We start from the raw sequence: 15,952 nt of genomic DNA on the forward strand, positions 1-15,952 counted from the left end.
TGTCATTCCCATAAACAACAAACCCTTAACGAACGGCTAAAACTCGCGATGGGAATACCGTGCCAGAAGATATGAACAACATGTATCGCGTTCGTGGACACGTGAAATGGTTCGACCCTGCCAAGGGGTACGGATTTGTTGTGTCCGACGATGGCGGCCCGGATATCCTGTTGCACGTGAACGTCTTGCGTAACTTTGGCCAGAGCTCGGTCGCAGATGGCGCAGGGATCGAGATCATGACGCACCGCACGGATCGGGGCGTTCAGGCCGTCGAAGTGGTCGCGATTGATCCTCCGGCGCGGACCGACTCGATGATGCTGGCCGATTTTGCCGAGTTGGATCCCGTGACGATCGCCGAGGCACCATTGGAAGCCGCGCGCGTAAAGTGGTTCGACAAGGGTAAGGGCTTTGGTTTTGCCAACGTCTTTGGCCGTGGCGAAGACGTTTTTCTTCATATCGAAGTGCTGCGCCGTTCCGGTCTTGCTGATCTGCAACCGGGCGAAGCGCTGGCAATGCGTGTGATCGATGGCAAACGGGGCCGGATGGCGGCTCAGGTGTTGGCCTGGGAAGCCGCACTGGACGGCTGACGTTTTCATGAAACGGTTTCTGACGCTTCTACCCCTGTTCCTAGTGCTTTGGACGGGTGGGGCGTTTGCAGCGTGCAGCGCTGACCGTGTTACCTTGCGAAATGACAACGCAACGGTGCGTTTTGACGTCGAACTTGCCGTTACACCTCAGGAACGCTCCCAAGGGTTGATGTTTCGCGAAACACTCCCGAATCGATCCGGAATGCTGTTTGTGTTTGACCCGCCTCAACGCGTCGCGTTCTGGATGAAGAACACTTTGATTCCCCTGGACATGATTTTTCTGGATCGCACCGGCTTGGTAACGCACGTGCATGAGGGGGCGATTCCTGGCGATCTGACCCCAATCGAGGGCGGAGATTCCGTTTTTGCAGTGCTGGAAATCAACGCCGGATTGTCGGCGCGCTATTCCATTACGCCCGGCACACAGATGCAGCACGAAATTTTTTCGTCAGGTCCTGCAATTTGGCCCTGTTAGGGCTTTTCAAATCAGATTGGCATCGTTAGGAAGGCGCACGGTCCGGGGCGTGGCGCAGTCTGGTAGCGCACCTGTTTTGGGTACAGGGGGTCGTAGGTTCGAATCCTGCCGCCCCGACCACTTCCACTCAATCATGAGGGCGATCCGCCCATTGCTTGGAACAGCCGGCTGATCGACTGATCCAGCTCGGTGCTGTCCAATGGCACTTCGACCACAGAACCGGTTCTCTGCGGGACTTTGAAGAACACGTTTGCATCTATGCGGTAACCGTCAGCGTTCTTGCTTGATGTCAGGCGCATAACGCTTTGTGGCAGGTCCTGAGGATTGCCGTCGTAATTCAGAATCAAATAGGCAGATGCCTCTGCGGGCAGAAACTCGCGGCATTCAAATGTTTGGCCGCTGGTTCTTTCAAAAGATTCCCCCGGACCGGAACAACTGGTTTCAAAAACATCGAACAGTCTTTGCGGATACGTTTCGAACTGGGCGCTGCGTGACGCATCGGGCACATCTTGTGGTGCGCAGGCCACGATACAGGCCAAGAACGGAATAAAGGTGAACAGCTTCATACCTTTGGACCTTTTCACAATTGAACGAACGGGCCGCGATCAAATTCGAACGCCTCAGAACAGAACCAGATGATTCCCGATCAGCCTAGACGTTGTCGCATTGGTTGATCAAATGCAGATAACTATGCTGGTAAAAACGGGAATTCGATTTGAGACTTTGAGGTTTCGGCGAAATTTTGCCGTGGATGATCCTGTGGAGGAATCGCGCACCGTTGGGTCACACTCCTGAAACGTCGTCAGGTCAACAAAAAAGATTTCAAAAAAGGCGGAAAAAGGGCGTTGACCTTATATGTGTTCATACGCCAAATTGTATGAGCCGAAGAGATTGCCACAATATCTGGTGTTGAAGCCGGAAGAGGCAGCAGGCGAGGGTCGGAAAGCACATCTAATTTAAGTGCGCCGTTTTTGCGGTTTTTCCGCTGTCTTTGACAGCGAAGGACGCCCTTGTCCGTAAAACTCTGGGCGTTGTGGGCGGCACCCTGCAACACAACATTTGGTGCCGGGAACTGAAAATTGGGCGGAATTTAACCAGGGCTGCGGACATGAAGATTGACAGAAAATTCACCAAACCAGATCAGGATGCCTACTCGGACCTTGATTTCGTGTCTGCAACGTCTGAAATCCGTAACCCGGATGGAACGATTGTATTCCGCCTGGATAACATTGAAGTACCCGCAAGCTGGTCGCAGGTGGCAAGCGACGTGATCGCTCAGAAATACTTCCGCAAGGCAGGCGTTCCCAGCAAGCTGAAGAAGGTCAAAGAAAAAGACGTTCCAGAATTTCTGTGGCGTTCGGTCCCTGCCGAAGGCGCTGAATTTGACGGAGAAACCTCGTCCAAGCAGGTGTTCGATCGTCTGGCGGGCGCATGGGCCTATTGGGGCTGGAAGGGCGGCTATTTCTCGGATGAAGAAGACGCGCGCGCCTATTTTGACGAGATGCGCTATATGCTGGCGACCCAGCGCGCCGCACCGAACAGCCCTCAGTGGTTCAACACAGGTCTGCACTGGGCCTATGGAATCGACGGACCGGCGCAGGGGCACCACTATGTCGACTACAAAACCGGCAAACTGACCAAATCGAAATCCGCGTACGAGCATCCGCAGCCGCACGCGTGTTTCATCCAGTCCGTTGACGATGATCTGGTGAACGAAGGCGGCATCATGGATCTGTGGGTGCGCGAGGCGCGCCTGTTTAAATACGGCTCGGGCACAGGAACCAATTTCAGCCATCTGCGCGCAGAAGGCGAAGCGCTGTCGGGTGGCGGCAAATCTTCGGGCCTGATGGGCTTTCTCAAGATTGGCGACCGCGCGGCTGGCGCGATCAAATCAGGCGGGACAACCCGTCGAGCAGCAAAGATGGTGATCGTCGATGCGGATCACCCGGACATCGAGCAATTCATCGAATGGAAGGTGATCGAAGAGCAGAAAGTGGCCTCGATCGTTGCCGGATCGAAGATGCACGAAAAGATGCTGAACGGCATTTTCGAGGCCATCCGTTCGTGGGACGGCTCGGCAGATGATGCTTATGATCCAAACGCGAACGACGCGTTGAAAAAGGCAGTGCGCGAAGCGAAAAAAGTCGCGATCCCAGAGACTTACATCAAACGCGTTCTGGATTATGCCAAGCAGGGTCACGACAGCATCGAATTCCCGACCTACGATACGGACTGGGATTCGGAAGCCTACAGCTCGGTCTCAGGCCAGAACTCGAACAACTCGATCCGCGTCACCAATGCGTTCCTGACCGCTGTCGAAAAGGACGCCGATTGGGAACTGATCAACCGCACCGACGGCAAGGTCGCCCGAACAGTCAAAGCGCGCGATCTGTGGGAAAAGGTCGGTCACGCCGCATGGGCATGCGCCGATCCGGGCATCCAGTTTCACGACACAGTAAACGAATGGCACACATGCCCCAATGATGGCGAGATTCGCGGCTCGAACCCGTGCTCGGAATATATGTTCCTTGATGACACGGCCTGTAACCTGGCGTCGATGAACTTGCTGACCTTCCTCAAGGATGGTGAGTTCCAGGCGGCGGACTATATGCACGCCTCGCGCCTGTGGACCCTGACACTGGAAATCTCGGTAACAATGGCGCAGTTCCCGTCGAAAGAGATTGCGCAACTGTCCTATGACTTCCGCACCTTGGGTCTGGGCTATGCCAATATCGGCGGTCTGCTGATGAACATGGGCTACAGCTACGACTCGGACGAGGGCCGGGCCATCTGTGGCGCACTGACTGCGATCATGACTGGTGTGGCCTATGCAACGTCGGCTGAGATCGCCGGAGAACTGGGCGCCTTCAAAGGTTACGAACGCAACGCTGATCACATGCTGCGCGTCATCCGCAACCACCGCCGTGCGTCGCAGGGTGTAACCGAGGGCTATGAGAAACTGGCGGTCAAGCCGGTGCCTCTGGACCACGGCAACTGCCCGGACAAGCGTCTGATCGATCTGGCCATGTCCGCTTGGGACGAGGCGTTGAGCCTGGGTGAAAAGAACGGCTATCGCAACGCGCAGGCCACCGTGATCGCGCCCACCGGCACCATCGGTCTGGTGATGGACTGTGACACCACCGGGATCGAGCCTGATTTCGCGCTGGTGAAGTTCAAGAAACTGGCCGGTGGCGGTTACTTCAAGATCATCAACCGCTCGGTGCCGTCGGCGCTGGAGAAACTGGGCTATTCCTCGTCTCAGATTGAAGAAATCGTCAGCTACGCGGTTGGTCACGGCACCATCGGCAACGCGCCGGGGATCAATCACACCTCGCTGACCGGTCACGGCTTTGGCCCCAATGAACTAGCGAAAGTGGATGCTGCACTGGAAAGCGCCTTTGATATCCGGTTCGTTTTCAACCAGTGGACACTGGGCGAGGATTTCTGCACCGGCGTTTTGGGCATCCCTGCGACCAAGCTGAATGACCCGACTTTTGATCTGCTGCGCCATCTGGGCTTTACCCGCGCGGATATCGATGCAGCCAACGACCACGTCTGCGGGACGATGACACTGGAGGGCGCGCCGCATCTGAAGGAAGAGCACTATTCGATCTTCGACTGCGCCAACCCCTGCGGCAAGAAAGGCAAGCGTTTCCTTGGGGTTGATAGCCACATCACCATGATGGCGGCGGCGCAAAGCTTCATCTCGGGCGCGATCTCGAAGACGATCAACATGCCGAATGATGCGACCATCGAGGATTGCCAGAAGGCATACGAACTCAGCTGGTCGCTGGGTGTGAAGGCGAACGCACTCTATCGTGACGGCTCGAAACTGTCGCAGCCTCTGGCCGCGGCGCTGGTCGAGGATGACGACGAGGCGGCTGAAGTGCTGGAAAGCGGTTCGACGCAGGAAAAAGCTGTCGTTCTGGCTGAGAAGGTGATCGAGAAGGTCGTGGTCAAGGAAATGATCCGCAGCCACCGCGAGAAACTGCCGCATCGCCGCAAGGGCTATACCCAAAAAGCGATCGTGGGCGGCCATAAGGTTTACTTGCGCACCGGTGAGTTCGAAGACGGCAAGCTCGGCGAGATTTTCATCGATATGCACAAGGAAGGCGCTGGCTTCCGGGCGATGATGAATAACTTCGCCATCGCCGTGTCGGTCGGTCTGCAATACGGCGTGCCGCTGGAAGAGTTTGTCGATGCCTTCACCTTCACCAAGTTCGAACCGGCAGGGATGGTGCAGGGCAACAACTCAATCAAGAACGCGACATCGATCCTGGATTACATCTTCCGCGAATTGGCCGTGTCCTACCTGGACCGCACCGATCTGGCCCATGTGAAACCCGAAGGCGCGACCTTTGACGATCTGGGTCGAGGCGAAGAAGAAGGTGTTTCCAACATCTCTGAGATCAGTGAAAGTGCTGCGTCCAAGTCATTGGAAGTGCTGAAACAAATTAGCTCGACCGGTTATTTGCGCAAGCGTCTGCCTCAGGACCTGGCTGTGTTCAATGCAGGTCAGGCTGAGCTAAACGGGATGGCTGAGACAGCGGCTGCATTTGAAGCACCAGTAGCAGAAACTGCAGTGGCAACCGGCATGGACGCCCGCACCAAAGCAAAGATGCAAGGCTATGAGGGTGATCCGTGCGGTGAATGCGGAAACTACACGCTGGTGCGCAACGGTACCTGCATGAAATGCAACACCTGCGGTGCGACAAGCGGGTGTAGCTAAGGCTTAACGCCCCGGCACCCCGGGGCGTAGGGGTCGGACGCTGCCCTTGGTTACCGACCCCGACGAATACGGAGAAAGGCACTGAGACTTACCAAGTTTGCCTTTTTCCACTCGGCCGACATGCCCGTGTTGGCCGGGAACAGGGTGGGGCGGAATATTTGCTCCCTCCCACTCTTTCACGGGGCGGGTGCGCTCGCCCCATGCGCAGTCCAGGCCGCAGGCAAAAAAACACCGGGCGGTCAACGACATGAGCCTGGAAGGCGAAACTGACAGGGGGCTTCGGCCCCCTTTCTTTTTTGCGTCACACGGCCCGCGTAAGCGCGGATTTGCCGGATTTGGTGAAATCCGTCGGGCAAGACCTGCCGAAACGGGTCAGGCGAAATTTTGCCCGGCGGCGCGTTGCGCGCCCGACTCGGCTAAACACGCAAGGATTGGCGCGAATCTCCAGCTTTCGCGCGATACGGGTGACGCGCTGAGATGTTGCGGTGTTTCTGGGACCTGTCCGGACGAAAGATAATCAACCTATCAGGAGGCACCAAAATGAAACCGCAGTATTTGATTGGGATTTCCATCGCTGCTTTGACCTTGCCGGGTCTCGTATCGGCGCAATCGACGGCAGATGCCAATGGTGATGGCGTTTTAACGATTGAAGAAGTGCAGGTGGTAGCACCAAGCGTGGATGCCGACACCTTCTCGGCCATGGATGCAAATGGCGACGGCGCGTTGGACGCAGATGAAGTGGCCGTTGCCCAAGAGGCTGGTTTGCTTCCGCCAAGTGACGGATAAACGTAAGGGCGGCCCGATGATGATCGGGCCGCCTGTTTTCCTGTTATCCGGGCAGGTGAATTTTGAACTTTTCGCGCAATTCCATGTCCAGCATCGGATCGAATCTGGCCTCGGATGGCGCGGATAGAATTTCTTCTTTTCGGGCTATGGCTTTGTCGATTAGATCCGGTTTGCCTAGCTCAACCCATTCTTTTGGCGAAGAACGGTCGCCGAAAACCGGATAGACATAGTCAGCTTGCATCCGGCTGAGCGTAGCATCCGTTCCAAGATAGTGACCGGGACCGCCCATGCAGACCTCGGCCATCTGGTCCAGTGCGAGGGTATCATCTGTAACTTCGATCCCGCGTACACAGCGTTGGGCCTGACCGATCAGATCATCACTGAGGATCAGGCTTTCAAAACAAAAACCCAGCAACGAGGCGTGCATACCTGCTGCTTCGTAGACCATGTTCAGACCGGACAGACCCGCCATCACGTTGGAACACATCTGTTCCCACCCGGCCTGCATGTCGGGAAGCTTCGAATCCGATGCCCCCGCAGCCGCACCGCCGGGCAGGTTGTAGAACCGGTGCATTTGCGCGCACCCAGCCGTCAGCAGGGCCTGTTCTCCAGAGCCGATGGACATTGCGCCTGTCCGAAGGTCCAGACCAAAGGGCCAAGTGCCAAAAACGGCTGGTGCTCCGGGACTTACGGCGTTTACGTAAACCAAACCAGCAAGGCATTCGGCGGTTGCCTGAGTGATAGCTCCGGCTATTGTCGAGGGCGCGGTGGCACCGGCCATCCCAGCCGAGAGCAGCAGAACAGGCATTCCGGCCTTGATGCATTCCTCCATCACTTCGCAGCTTTCCGTTGCGAATTTCATTGGCGGAACCACAAAGCAGTTCGAATTCGATACAAAAGGCCGCTCGCGGTACTTATCCTCACCACCCGCGATCATGTAGATCATCTCCATCGCGGTCGCGACGTGGCTGGGTTCGGTAAACGATGTCCCGATGTGTTTGAAAGTGCCGGAACAGCTGGCATAGATCGTGTTCAGGTCCATTTCCAGGTTGTCCGCGATGTCGCGGCAAACCATGGGCCGTTGAACAAAGTGAATGTTATCAAGTTGTTGACAGATTCGCGCGGCATCGTGCAGGTCCTGCACAGTTGAATCGCGGTATTCCCGTCCGTGTACGTCGACCATAGACACGGCAGCGCCCGCAGTGCCGTAATGAACCTTGGTGCCCGTCAGCTCGAGATCGGTTTTCCCGTCGCGACTGTAGAGCGTAACCGAGCGGTTCGCTTTGGCGATTGTATCTTCGACCAGCGCACGCGGAAACCGGATACGACCGTCGTCGCCAAGGATGCAGCCGGCGCCCACAAGGTAGTCGATGCCGCTTTGCGGAGCATCCGCCAGCCCAATGGTTTCAAGCGCGGTCAGGGCGGCCTCATGAATGCGCTCAATCTGTGCCTGCGTCAGAACATTCAGAACGCCGCCTTCCATACCGGGGCGTATAGGGCGCAAATGGTCAGGCAGGGCTGAGGCTCGGGCGGCACGGCGTGCAGCGCGGCCACCGCTGCGTGAAGTGTTGCGGGATTGGTCGTTCATTTCAAAATCCGGTCGTTGTGTGATGCGTTGGGGTGAGGGTAATCCCCCTTACGGTCGCCCCCGCGCGGCACGGCCACGATCCGCACCGATGGTGCGGCTAATCAGGCTGATCTTCCAATCGTGATCTGTCATGTGGCCTCTCAACAACTTCTCAATGCTTTCCAAAATGCTGCGACACAATCTGTCCTGTTTACGACCTTTGTTGGAATTTGCTGACGATTGTGCCGGTAATCTGCCGAGTGAAAGAGTGTTGGTTAGATTTTCTCCCGTTTTGGAAGAATTCTGTTATACTGCATTCACTTACTTTTGAGCGTTACGCTCCTGAAATTGAATTCTGAAGGAGTGGATCACAGATTAGAATTCGTTTGCGTCTTTGGATCGAAACAAGAGCGACATAGCTTTGAACCCGTGTGCAAAATCTCTTTCTGTCCTGTTTGCTGCGACCTTCATCGCAAGCGCAAGCCCGGTATCGGCCGAGGATTGGACAGGTGGGTATGTCGGCCTCAGCTTTGGATATGCAGATGCGGACGGACCGGGGGGTGCCAGCGGTGACGATACCGTTTTTGGGGCGCATATCGGGTATGATCAGGACTTTGGCAACTTTGTGCTGGGGGGCGAGTTTGAATACAACCGCCTCTCTCTGGATTTAGGGTCAACCCAGGGTAGCCTGGACAGCATGACTCGTCTGAAGCTGCGCGGTGGATACGATTTCGGCAGCGCCCTTGGGTATGTGGTTGTTGGCGCGGCGCGCGCCGAAACCTCGGTCGATAACGACACAGCAGCCGTTTACGGCATTGGCGTTGCCTATCCGATCGGCGAGAATTTTGTTATCAGCGGCGAGGCGCTGCGTCAGGATTTCGACGATGTCACCCGGTCCAATGGCCGTCTGGATTCCAACGTTTTCAACCTGCGCACCACGTTCCGCTTTTGAACTCTATTCAGCTGCGTGGCGCTTTGCGAGCTGTTCGGCAAATGAACATAGCGTTCTCAGGGCACTCGCAAAACGATCATCATCAACCGTCATGGCCACCCGAATGTGCCCAGCGGCGGCCGCCCCAAAGCTTTCGCCCGGCATGACGGCAATGGCGTGCGAATTGAGCAGAGCGTTGGCAAACCCTTCCCCTGACAATCCGGTCTTGCGCACGTCCAGCATCAGGTACATCGCACCTTGCGCCGGCACCAGGCCAACGGTGTCCTGCGTCTGAAGTATCTTCATCGCCATCGACCGCCGTCGGCGGAACGGGGCGGCGATCTTCTCCTCCAACTCGGACCCTGCGGTCAGCGCAAAACTCGACGCGTCCTGAATGAAGCCCGGCACGCCGTAGGTCGTGTGGGTGGCCAGATTGATCAGATGGGTGATGACTTCTTCTGGACCGACGATCCAGCCACAACGCGACCCCGTCATGGCATGAGATTTGGACATGGACCCTACAACCAGCGTCCGTTCCTTCATGCCGGGCAACGCGCGCGGCGACAGGTGTTCGCCTTCCCAGACTTGCGTGTCATAGACCTCATCTGAAATCAGCCAAAGTCCACGCCGCTGGCAAACTTCTGCGACTGCTTCAAGTGACTGACGGGAATAGACAACTCCGGTTGGGTTGTTGGGTGTATTGATCAAAAGCGAAACGGCACCGTCAGCAGCAGAATCAATCCTTTCGGCGCTGGGTTGAAAGGCATCTTCTGCCGCGGTCTGAACCGCGCGGGCAACCGCTCCGACCCCGCGAATCGTGCCCGGGTACGTGGCGTAGTAGGGATCGAGGAACAGGCCTACATCGCCCGGATCACAGACAGCCATATGGGCTGCAAACAAGGCTGATTGCCCACCGGGGGTGATCAGAACATTGTTGCGCGTTGTGGGTACACCCGTATGCGTTTGCACACGTGCAGCGACCGTATCGCGTAAAAGATCCGTGCCGGGCACCATGGCATAGCCGGTGTGCCCTTCACGGGCAGAAAGATCCATCGCATGTAGGATCGATGGATCGGTCCGAATGTCATGTTCACCAATCGTCAACTCGGTGACGGCCTGACCTTCGCTCAGCATCCTTCGGGCGCGATAAAACACGTCCCAGCCGTCGCTGCCACCGCCGGTGATCTGCGTGATGCGTTTTGACAGGTTCATTGGACCGCTCCCGGATTGCCTTTCGCTGAATGGGGCAGAGCGGCACGCCTTTGTCAATCAGCTTCGCGGCGGCAAGGTCGCCTTCAGCTTTTTCGTCAGGGATGCGCGGACAAGGTCGTAAGAAACAGTCAGTCGATGCCGGAGTTCCTCAGCCTCTGCATCGAACGGAAGGCGGACCCAACTGCGATGAAAGTATGGGGCTTTTACGCCGACACCAGCGTCGATGACCATCTGAGCCGTTTCCACGTCCGGGGTTTTCACGGACACCCCATCATTTGCGATGCCAATACAGGCGAACATCTTGCCACCAACTTTCCATGCATCGTGGCCGCCGCCCCACGGGTCAGAAAGCTCGGCCCCTGGGAACTCTTGGCAAATGGAGTTGATGTAGTCGCGGTCCATATCGGGGACTGTGCCCGAGGGGGTGCGCAAACTCAATGCTTGGCTTGAACCTGATCCCGTGCTAACCGATGCACATGAACCCGGTGACCTGCATCATTATCTGCTGCATTACCTGCTGATTTATCAAGCGGGCCGGTTTCTTTCGTTTTCATCCCTGAGACAAGTTGCTAAGCCCGCGCCAACGCGCAAGCACATGCTGTTTCTGAGGAGCACGACCGATGACGACGATCAAGCTGCACAACACACGGACGCGGACGAAGGAAGACTTCGCTCCGATCGACCCCGAAAATGTGCGGATGTATGTCTGTGGTCCGACAGTCTATGACCGCGCGCATCTGGGCAACGCCCGCCCAGTGGTGGTGTTTGACGTGCTGTATCGTCTGCTGCGCCATGTTTATGGCGCGGATCACGTGACCTATGTGCGCAATTTCACTGACGTGGACGACAAGATCAACGCCACCGCGCTGGCGCGTAAACAGGCGGGCGCGGAAGGCACGTTAGAGCAGTTGGTGCAGGAGCGTTCCGATGAGACCATCGGCTGGTATCTGCACGACATGGGCGCTTTGGGAACTCTTGAACCCAACGAGATGCCGCGGGCGACCCAATACATCGACCAGATGATTGTGATGATCGAGGGGCTGATCGCAAAGGGCCATGCCTATGCCGCCGAAGGCCATGCCCTGTTTGCTGTCGACAGTTGGAAAGAGGGCTATGGCAAGCTGTCGGGCCGTTCGGTCGATGACATGATCGCAGGCGCGCGGGTCGAGGTGGCACCCTACAAGAAGAACCCGATGGATTTCGTGTTGTGGAAACCCTCGACCGACGAACTGCCGGGTTGGGACAGCCCGTGGGGGCGGGGGCGTCCGGGCTGGCATATCGAATGCTCGGCCATGAGCTATGAGCTGCTGGGCGAGAGCTTTGACATTCACGGCGGCGGCAACGACCTGATGTTCCCGCACCACGAGAACGAGATCGCGCAAAGCTGCTGCGCGCACCCGGAAGGTGAGTTTGCGCGCTACTGGCTGCACAATGAGATGCTGCAGGTCGAAGGTAAGAAAATGTCCAAATCGCTGGGCAATTTCTTCACCGTGCACGATCTGTTGGAGCAAGGCGTGCCGGGTGAGGTGATCCGGTTTGTGTTCCTGCAGACCCATTACCGCAAGCCGATGGACTGGACCGAGAAAAAGGCGCGAGAAGCCGAAACGACGTTGCGCAAGTGGCGGGCGCTGACAGCGGGCGTCGAGCCCGCCGCCAGCGCGGCACCTGAGGTGATCGCAGCGCTGAGCGATGATCTTAACACAGCAGGTGCCATGACCGAGCTGTACCGTCTTGCCTCGGACGGTGACGCAGCGGGTCTGTTGGCGAGCGCGCAGTTGCTGGGGCTGTTGCTGCCGGAGATGGGCGCGTGGGCGGACACGGCATCTGTTGACTTGACTGCACATGCTGACCGTTTGGCCAACGCAAGGGCGACCGCCATGCAGAACAAGGATTTCTCGGAAGTTGACCGCCTCAAGGCCGCATATGTTGCCGCAGGGCTTGAAGTACGCATGAGCAAGGAAGGTGTGGAACTGGTGCCCGGTGCGGGGTTCGATGCCTCCAAACTGGAGGAGGTTTGATGTCCAAAGAACGCCTCTACCTCTACGACACCACCCTGCGCGATGGGCAACAAACGCAGGGCGTTCAGTTCTCGACCGCCGAAAAGGTGCAGATCGCGCAGGCGTTGGACGCTTTGGGTGTGGATTACATCGAAGGTGGCTGGCCCGGTGCTAACCCAACCGACAGCGCGTTTTTCGAAGCTGCGCCAAAGACCTCGGCCCGTTTGACGGCGTTTGGTATGACCAAGCGGGCAGGGCGCTCAGCCGAGAATGACGATGTGCTTGCAGCCGTGATGAACGCGGGTACGCAGGCCGTCTGTCTGGTGGGCAAGTCGCATGATTATCACGTGACCCATGCGTTGGGGATCTCGCTTGAGGACAATGTCGAGAACGTCCGCGCCTCGGTTGCACATATCGTGGCACAGGGTCGCGAAGCGCTGTTCGATGCCGAGCATTTCTTTGATGGCTACAAGGACAATCCTGATTATGCGGTCGCGGTCTGTCGCGCCGCGCTGGACGCGGGCGCACGGTGGGTAGTGCTGTGCGACACCAATGGTGGTGCTTTGCCGTCCGAGGTCGGACGGATTGTGTCAGAAGTGATCTCGGCAGGGCTGCCCGGTGATCGGTTGGGTATACACACCCATAATGATACCGAGAACGCGGTGGCTTGTTCCCTTGCTGCGGTCGAAGCAGGCGCGCGGCAAATTCAGGGAACGCTGAACGGCTTAGGAGAGCGTTGTGGCAATGCCAACCTGACGGCTTTGATTCCGACGCTGTTGCTGAAGGAACCCTATGCTTCTCAGTTTGAGACCGGCGTCAGTCTGGATGCATTGGCGGGGTTGACCCGCATCAGCCGGATGCTGGATGACGTTCTGAACCGGGTTCCCAGCAAGCAGGCGGCCTATGTGGGGGCGTCTGCCTTTGCGCATAAGGCCGGGCTGCATGCCAGTGCGATCCTCAAGGATCCGTCGACCTACGAACATGTCGAGCCTGCAAGTGTGGGCAACTCACGCATCATTCCGATGTCGAACCAGGCCGGGCAGTCGAACCTGCGCAAACGTCTGACCGAAGCTGGGCTGAGTGTTGAGGCGGGTGATCCCGCGCTCGGTCGGATCCTTGAACGGATCAAAACGCGCGAGGCGGATGGGTATTCCTATGACACCGCGCAAGCCAGTTTCGAACTGTTGGCGCGGGACGAGCTGGGACAACTTCCCGATTTCTTTGAAGTCAAACGCTACAAGGTCACGGTTGAACGGCGGAAGAACAAGTACAACAAGATGGTCAGTCTGTCCGAGGCCGTTGTTGTTGTGAAAGTGGATGGCGAAAAGAAACTGTCCGTCAGCGAATCCATGGATGATTCTGGCAGCGACCGGGGACCGGTGAACGCTCTGTCCAAAGCCTTGGCCAAGGATTTGGGGCGGTATTCGCAAGTCCTGTCAGATATGCGGTTGGTCGACTTCAAGGTGCGGATCACACAAGGCGGGACCGAAGCGGTTACGCGCGTCATCATCGACAGCGAAGACGGGCAGGGGCGGCGTTGGTCCACTGTGGGCGTCAGCGCAAACATAGTCGACGCATCGTTCGAAGCTTTGCTGGATGCGATCCAGTGGAAACTGGTGCGTGATTGCGACCCGCAGAAGGCAGCGGCTGAGTGAGCGTGGTCTTTGACGACGACGTCAAAGCCTGTGCCGCGCTGGTACAACGGGCTGATCCTGACCGATTCCGTGCCGCAATGGCAGCCCCGGTGGCGGCCCGCGCCGTTCTGTTCCCGATTTATGCACTGAATGTCGAAGTGGCGCGCGCGCCCTGGGTCACACAGGAACCGATGATAGCCGAGATGCGGCTGCAATGGTGGCGCGATGCCCTACAGGAAATTGCCGAAGGTGGCACCGTTCGACGGCATGAAGTGGTAACACCTTTGTCTCGTGTGCTGTCGCCGCATCTTGCCGGTGTTCTGGATGAATACGTAGCCGTAAGGCGTTGGGATATTTATCGGGATCCGTTTGAGGATCAGGAGCACTTTGACGCCTATATCAACCACAGCGCCGGGTCGTTGTTTGTGGCTTCAGCTCAGGCGCTTGGAATGGCGGATGAGGATGTTTTGCGCGACTTTGGTTATGCGGTCGGTGTTGCAAACTGGCTTCGCGCGATCCCTGAACTGGAAAACAGGGGGCGGATTCCCTTGTTGGATGGCACTCCTGATGGGGTGCGTGCCCTTGCGCAATCTGCGCTGGGGCGATTGAACAAGGCAAGGGCAAACCGGGCTGCGATTTCTGCCGAAGCCCGTCCTGCGCTTTCTGCCGGGTGGCAGGCGGACTGGGTATTGAAGCAGGCCGTTGCGCGGCCTGAGCGTGTTGCCGCTGGCACTTTGATACCGGGCGAAATGCGGCAACGCCTGTCCCTGATGTGGACGGTCAGCAGCGGGCGCTGGTGATCAGGCCCGTTCCGGGTCGGCGGGACGCAGCACCAGCCACAGCAACGCGCCGCCCGCCAGCGTGAGAAGTGGCACCATAGCCAGATTCACGGCCGTCCAGCCTTCGATCGCAGAGCCGCCCGAACAGTTCATCAACCCGCCTGAGGCCAGCGAAGCCAATGTGACACCTCCGAAAACCAGCAGGTCGTTCAGGCCCTGCATCCGGCCACGCTCTTGCGGGTCATGCGAGTTTGCCAGCATCGTGGTTGCGCCGATGAAGCCAAAGTTCCAACCGACGCCCAGAAGAACCAGCGCGAGGAAGAAGTTCCCAAGTTCAACCCCTTGCAAGGCAACAACCCCGGCGCTTGCCAAAATCGCAAGGCCCAGCGCCACGATCTTCTCAACCCCGAAACGGGCGATCAGATGACCGGTAAAGAAACTTGGGATGTACATGGCCAACACATGGCTTGTAACGATATCCGCTGCGTCGTTGGCCGAGAATCCACACCCAACGACGGCCAGCGGGGTCGAGGTCATCACAAGATTTATCAGGGCGTAAGACACCATCGCACAGATAATCGCCACAGCGATACGCGGCGTTTTCAACAACTCAAGCCGAGAACGTCCTTTGGGTTCGTTCTCAGTGGGTTTTGGCGGCGTTGGGATGTCGAGAAAGAAGAACAGGGCAGAGCCCAGAACGTTGATCCCGATCACAGCCAGATAGGTGCCGAGAAACGGGATGACATAGGCCTGAGAGGTGAGTTTCACGATTTGCGGACCAATGATCGCCGCAGCCAAGCCACCGGCCATGACATAGGAGATAGCCTTGGGGCGATAGGCGTCCGACGCTGTGTCCGCAGCGGCGAAACGATAGAACCCGTGAGCGCTCATGTAGATGCCAGTCAGCAGACTGCCCACAAGAAAGACAGGGAAAGACCCAAGGAACAGGCCATACGCGCCCACAAGCCCCCCCAATGCGCCCGCAGTTGCACCGACAAGGAACCCCGCGCGCCGGCCCCAACGCTGCATTATGGCTGAGATCGGCGTGGCCGCCAGCATGGATCCCAGAACAATCAGGGAAATGGGCAATGTCGCCAGGCACGGGTTCGAGGCCAGGGACTGGCCTGCCAGCCCGCCGACAATGAACATCATCGGCATTTGTGCGCCCAGAACAGCCTGTGCGGCCACCAAAACGGCCACGTTACGCTTGGCCCGACGGTCATCTGGAGCTGTTGAGGTCATTGTCATGGGCGAA

General features: G+C 57.6%; 13 protein-coding genes and 1 tRNA gene. 9 read left to right on the forward strand and 5 right to left on the reverse strand.

Annotation, left to right across the window (positions count from 1 at the left end; all coding sequences use genetic code 11):
* Positions 1-80 precede the first annotated feature (80 nt).
* From ACXADZ_RS08040 to ACXADZ_RS08050, 3 genes are all read left to right on the forward strand, one after another.
* Positions 81-587 carry a cold-shock protein gene (locus ACXADZ_RS08040; RefSeq protein ID WP_174825370.1) on the forward strand — a complete coding sequence of 169 codons (507 nt, stop codon included), beginning with the start codon at positions 81-83 and terminating at the stop codon, positions 585-587.
* A gap of 7 nt (positions 588-594) precedes the next feature.
* The gene (locus ACXADZ_RS08045; RefSeq protein WP_171090225.1) at positions 595-1,062 is read left to right on the forward strand and encodes a DUF192 domain-containing protein; all 468 of its coding nucleotides are present in this window, start codon (positions 595-597) and stop codon (positions 1,060-1,062) included.
* Positions 1,063-1,105: 43 nt separating this feature from the next.
* A tRNA-Pro gene (locus ACXADZ_RS08050) sits at positions 1,106-1,182 on the forward strand.
* A gap of 11 nt (positions 1,183-1,193) precedes the next feature.
* Here ACXADZ_RS08050 and ACXADZ_RS08055 read toward each other — a convergent pair.
* Positions 1,194-1,628, reverse strand: a complete 435-nt coding sequence (locus ACXADZ_RS08055) for a hypothetical protein (protein WP_171105261.1) — start codon at positions 1,626-1,628, stop codon at positions 1,194-1,196.
* Positions 1,629-2,170: 542 nt separating this feature from the next.
* Here ACXADZ_RS08055 and ACXADZ_RS08060 point away from each other — a divergent pair.
* Positions 2,171-5,791 (forward strand): vitamin B12-dependent ribonucleotide reductase, encoded by a 3,621-nt coding sequence (locus tag ACXADZ_RS08060; protein WP_475194699.1) that lies wholly within the window; start codon positions 2,171-2,173, stop codon positions 5,789-5,791.
* Positions 5,792-6,331: 540 nt separating this feature from the next.
* A complete protein-coding gene (locus ACXADZ_RS08065) occupies positions 6,332-6,577 on the forward strand; it encodes an EF-hand domain-containing protein (protein WP_171090220.1) in 246 nt (81 codons plus the stop codon).
* Positions 6,578-6,620: 43 nt separating this feature from the next.
* Here ACXADZ_RS08065 and ACXADZ_RS08070 read toward each other — a convergent pair whose 3' ends face one another.
* Positions 6,621-8,165 carry a trimethylamine methyltransferase family protein gene (locus tag ACXADZ_RS08070; protein WP_475194705.1) on the reverse strand — a complete coding sequence of 515 codons (1,545 nt, stop codon included), beginning with the start codon at positions 8,163-8,165 and terminating at the stop codon, positions 6,621-6,623.
* Between the two features lie 400 nt (positions 8,166-8,565).
* On the opposite strand from ACXADZ_RS08070, the gene ACXADZ_RS08075 reads away from it, so the two are divergent.
* Positions 8,566-9,096, forward strand: coding sequence for an outer membrane protein (locus ACXADZ_RS08075; protein WP_475194709.1), 531 nt, complete (start codon positions 8,566-8,568; stop codon positions 9,094-9,096).
* Between the two features lie 3 nt (positions 9,097-9,099).
* Here ACXADZ_RS08075 and ACXADZ_RS08080 read toward each other — a convergent pair whose 3' ends face one another.
* Together ACXADZ_RS08080 and ACXADZ_RS08085 are read right to left on the reverse strand one after the other, a co-directional pair.
* Positions 9,100-10,287 (reverse strand): pyridoxal phosphate-dependent aminotransferase, encoded by a 1,188-nt coding sequence (locus tag ACXADZ_RS08080; protein ID WP_475194714.1) that lies wholly within the window; start codon positions 10,285-10,287, stop codon positions 9,100-9,102.
* 57 nt (positions 10,288-10,344) lie between these two features.
* Entirely contained in the window at positions 10,345-10,689 is a 345-nt protein-coding gene (locus tag ACXADZ_RS08085; RefSeq protein ID WP_475198523.1) for an MmcQ/YjbR family DNA-binding protein, read from the reverse strand.
* A gap of 218 nt (positions 10,690-10,907) precedes the next feature.
* Between ACXADZ_RS08085 and cysS the strand changes: the two genes are divergently transcribed.
* Genes cysS through ACXADZ_RS08100 form a run of 3 tightly spaced genes read left to right on the forward strand, consistent with a single transcriptional unit; the run spans position 10,908 to position 14,718 of the window.
* A complete protein-coding gene (cysS, locus tag ACXADZ_RS08090; protein WP_475194719.1) occupies positions 10,908-12,305 on the forward strand; it encodes a cysteine--tRNA ligase in 1,398 nt (465 codons plus the stop codon).
* Positions 12,305-13,939 carry a citramalate synthase gene (gene cimA, locus ACXADZ_RS08095; protein WP_475194725.1) on the forward strand — a complete coding sequence of 545 codons (1,635 nt, stop codon included), beginning with the start codon at positions 12,305-12,307 and terminating at the stop codon, positions 13,937-13,939. Before cysS ends, cimA begins: the two co-directional genes overlap by 1 nt.
* A gap of 2 nt (positions 13,940-13,941) precedes the next feature.
* On the forward strand, positions 13,942-14,718 hold the full coding sequence (locus tag ACXADZ_RS08100; RefSeq protein ID WP_475198525.1) for a squalene/phytoene synthase family protein: 777 nt from the start codon (positions 13,942-13,944) through the stop codon (positions 14,716-14,718).
* Here the strand turns inward: ACXADZ_RS08100 and ACXADZ_RS08105 are convergent, their stop codons facing one another.
* Positions 14,719-15,945, reverse strand: a complete 1,227-nt coding sequence (locus tag ACXADZ_RS08105) for an MFS transporter (protein WP_475194731.1) — start codon at positions 15,943-15,945, stop codon at positions 14,719-14,721. It abuts the gene before it with no gap.
* Positions 15,946-15,952: the final 7 nt, after the last annotated feature.

The organism is Ruegeria sp. ABM4_193 (assembly GCF_056158705.1).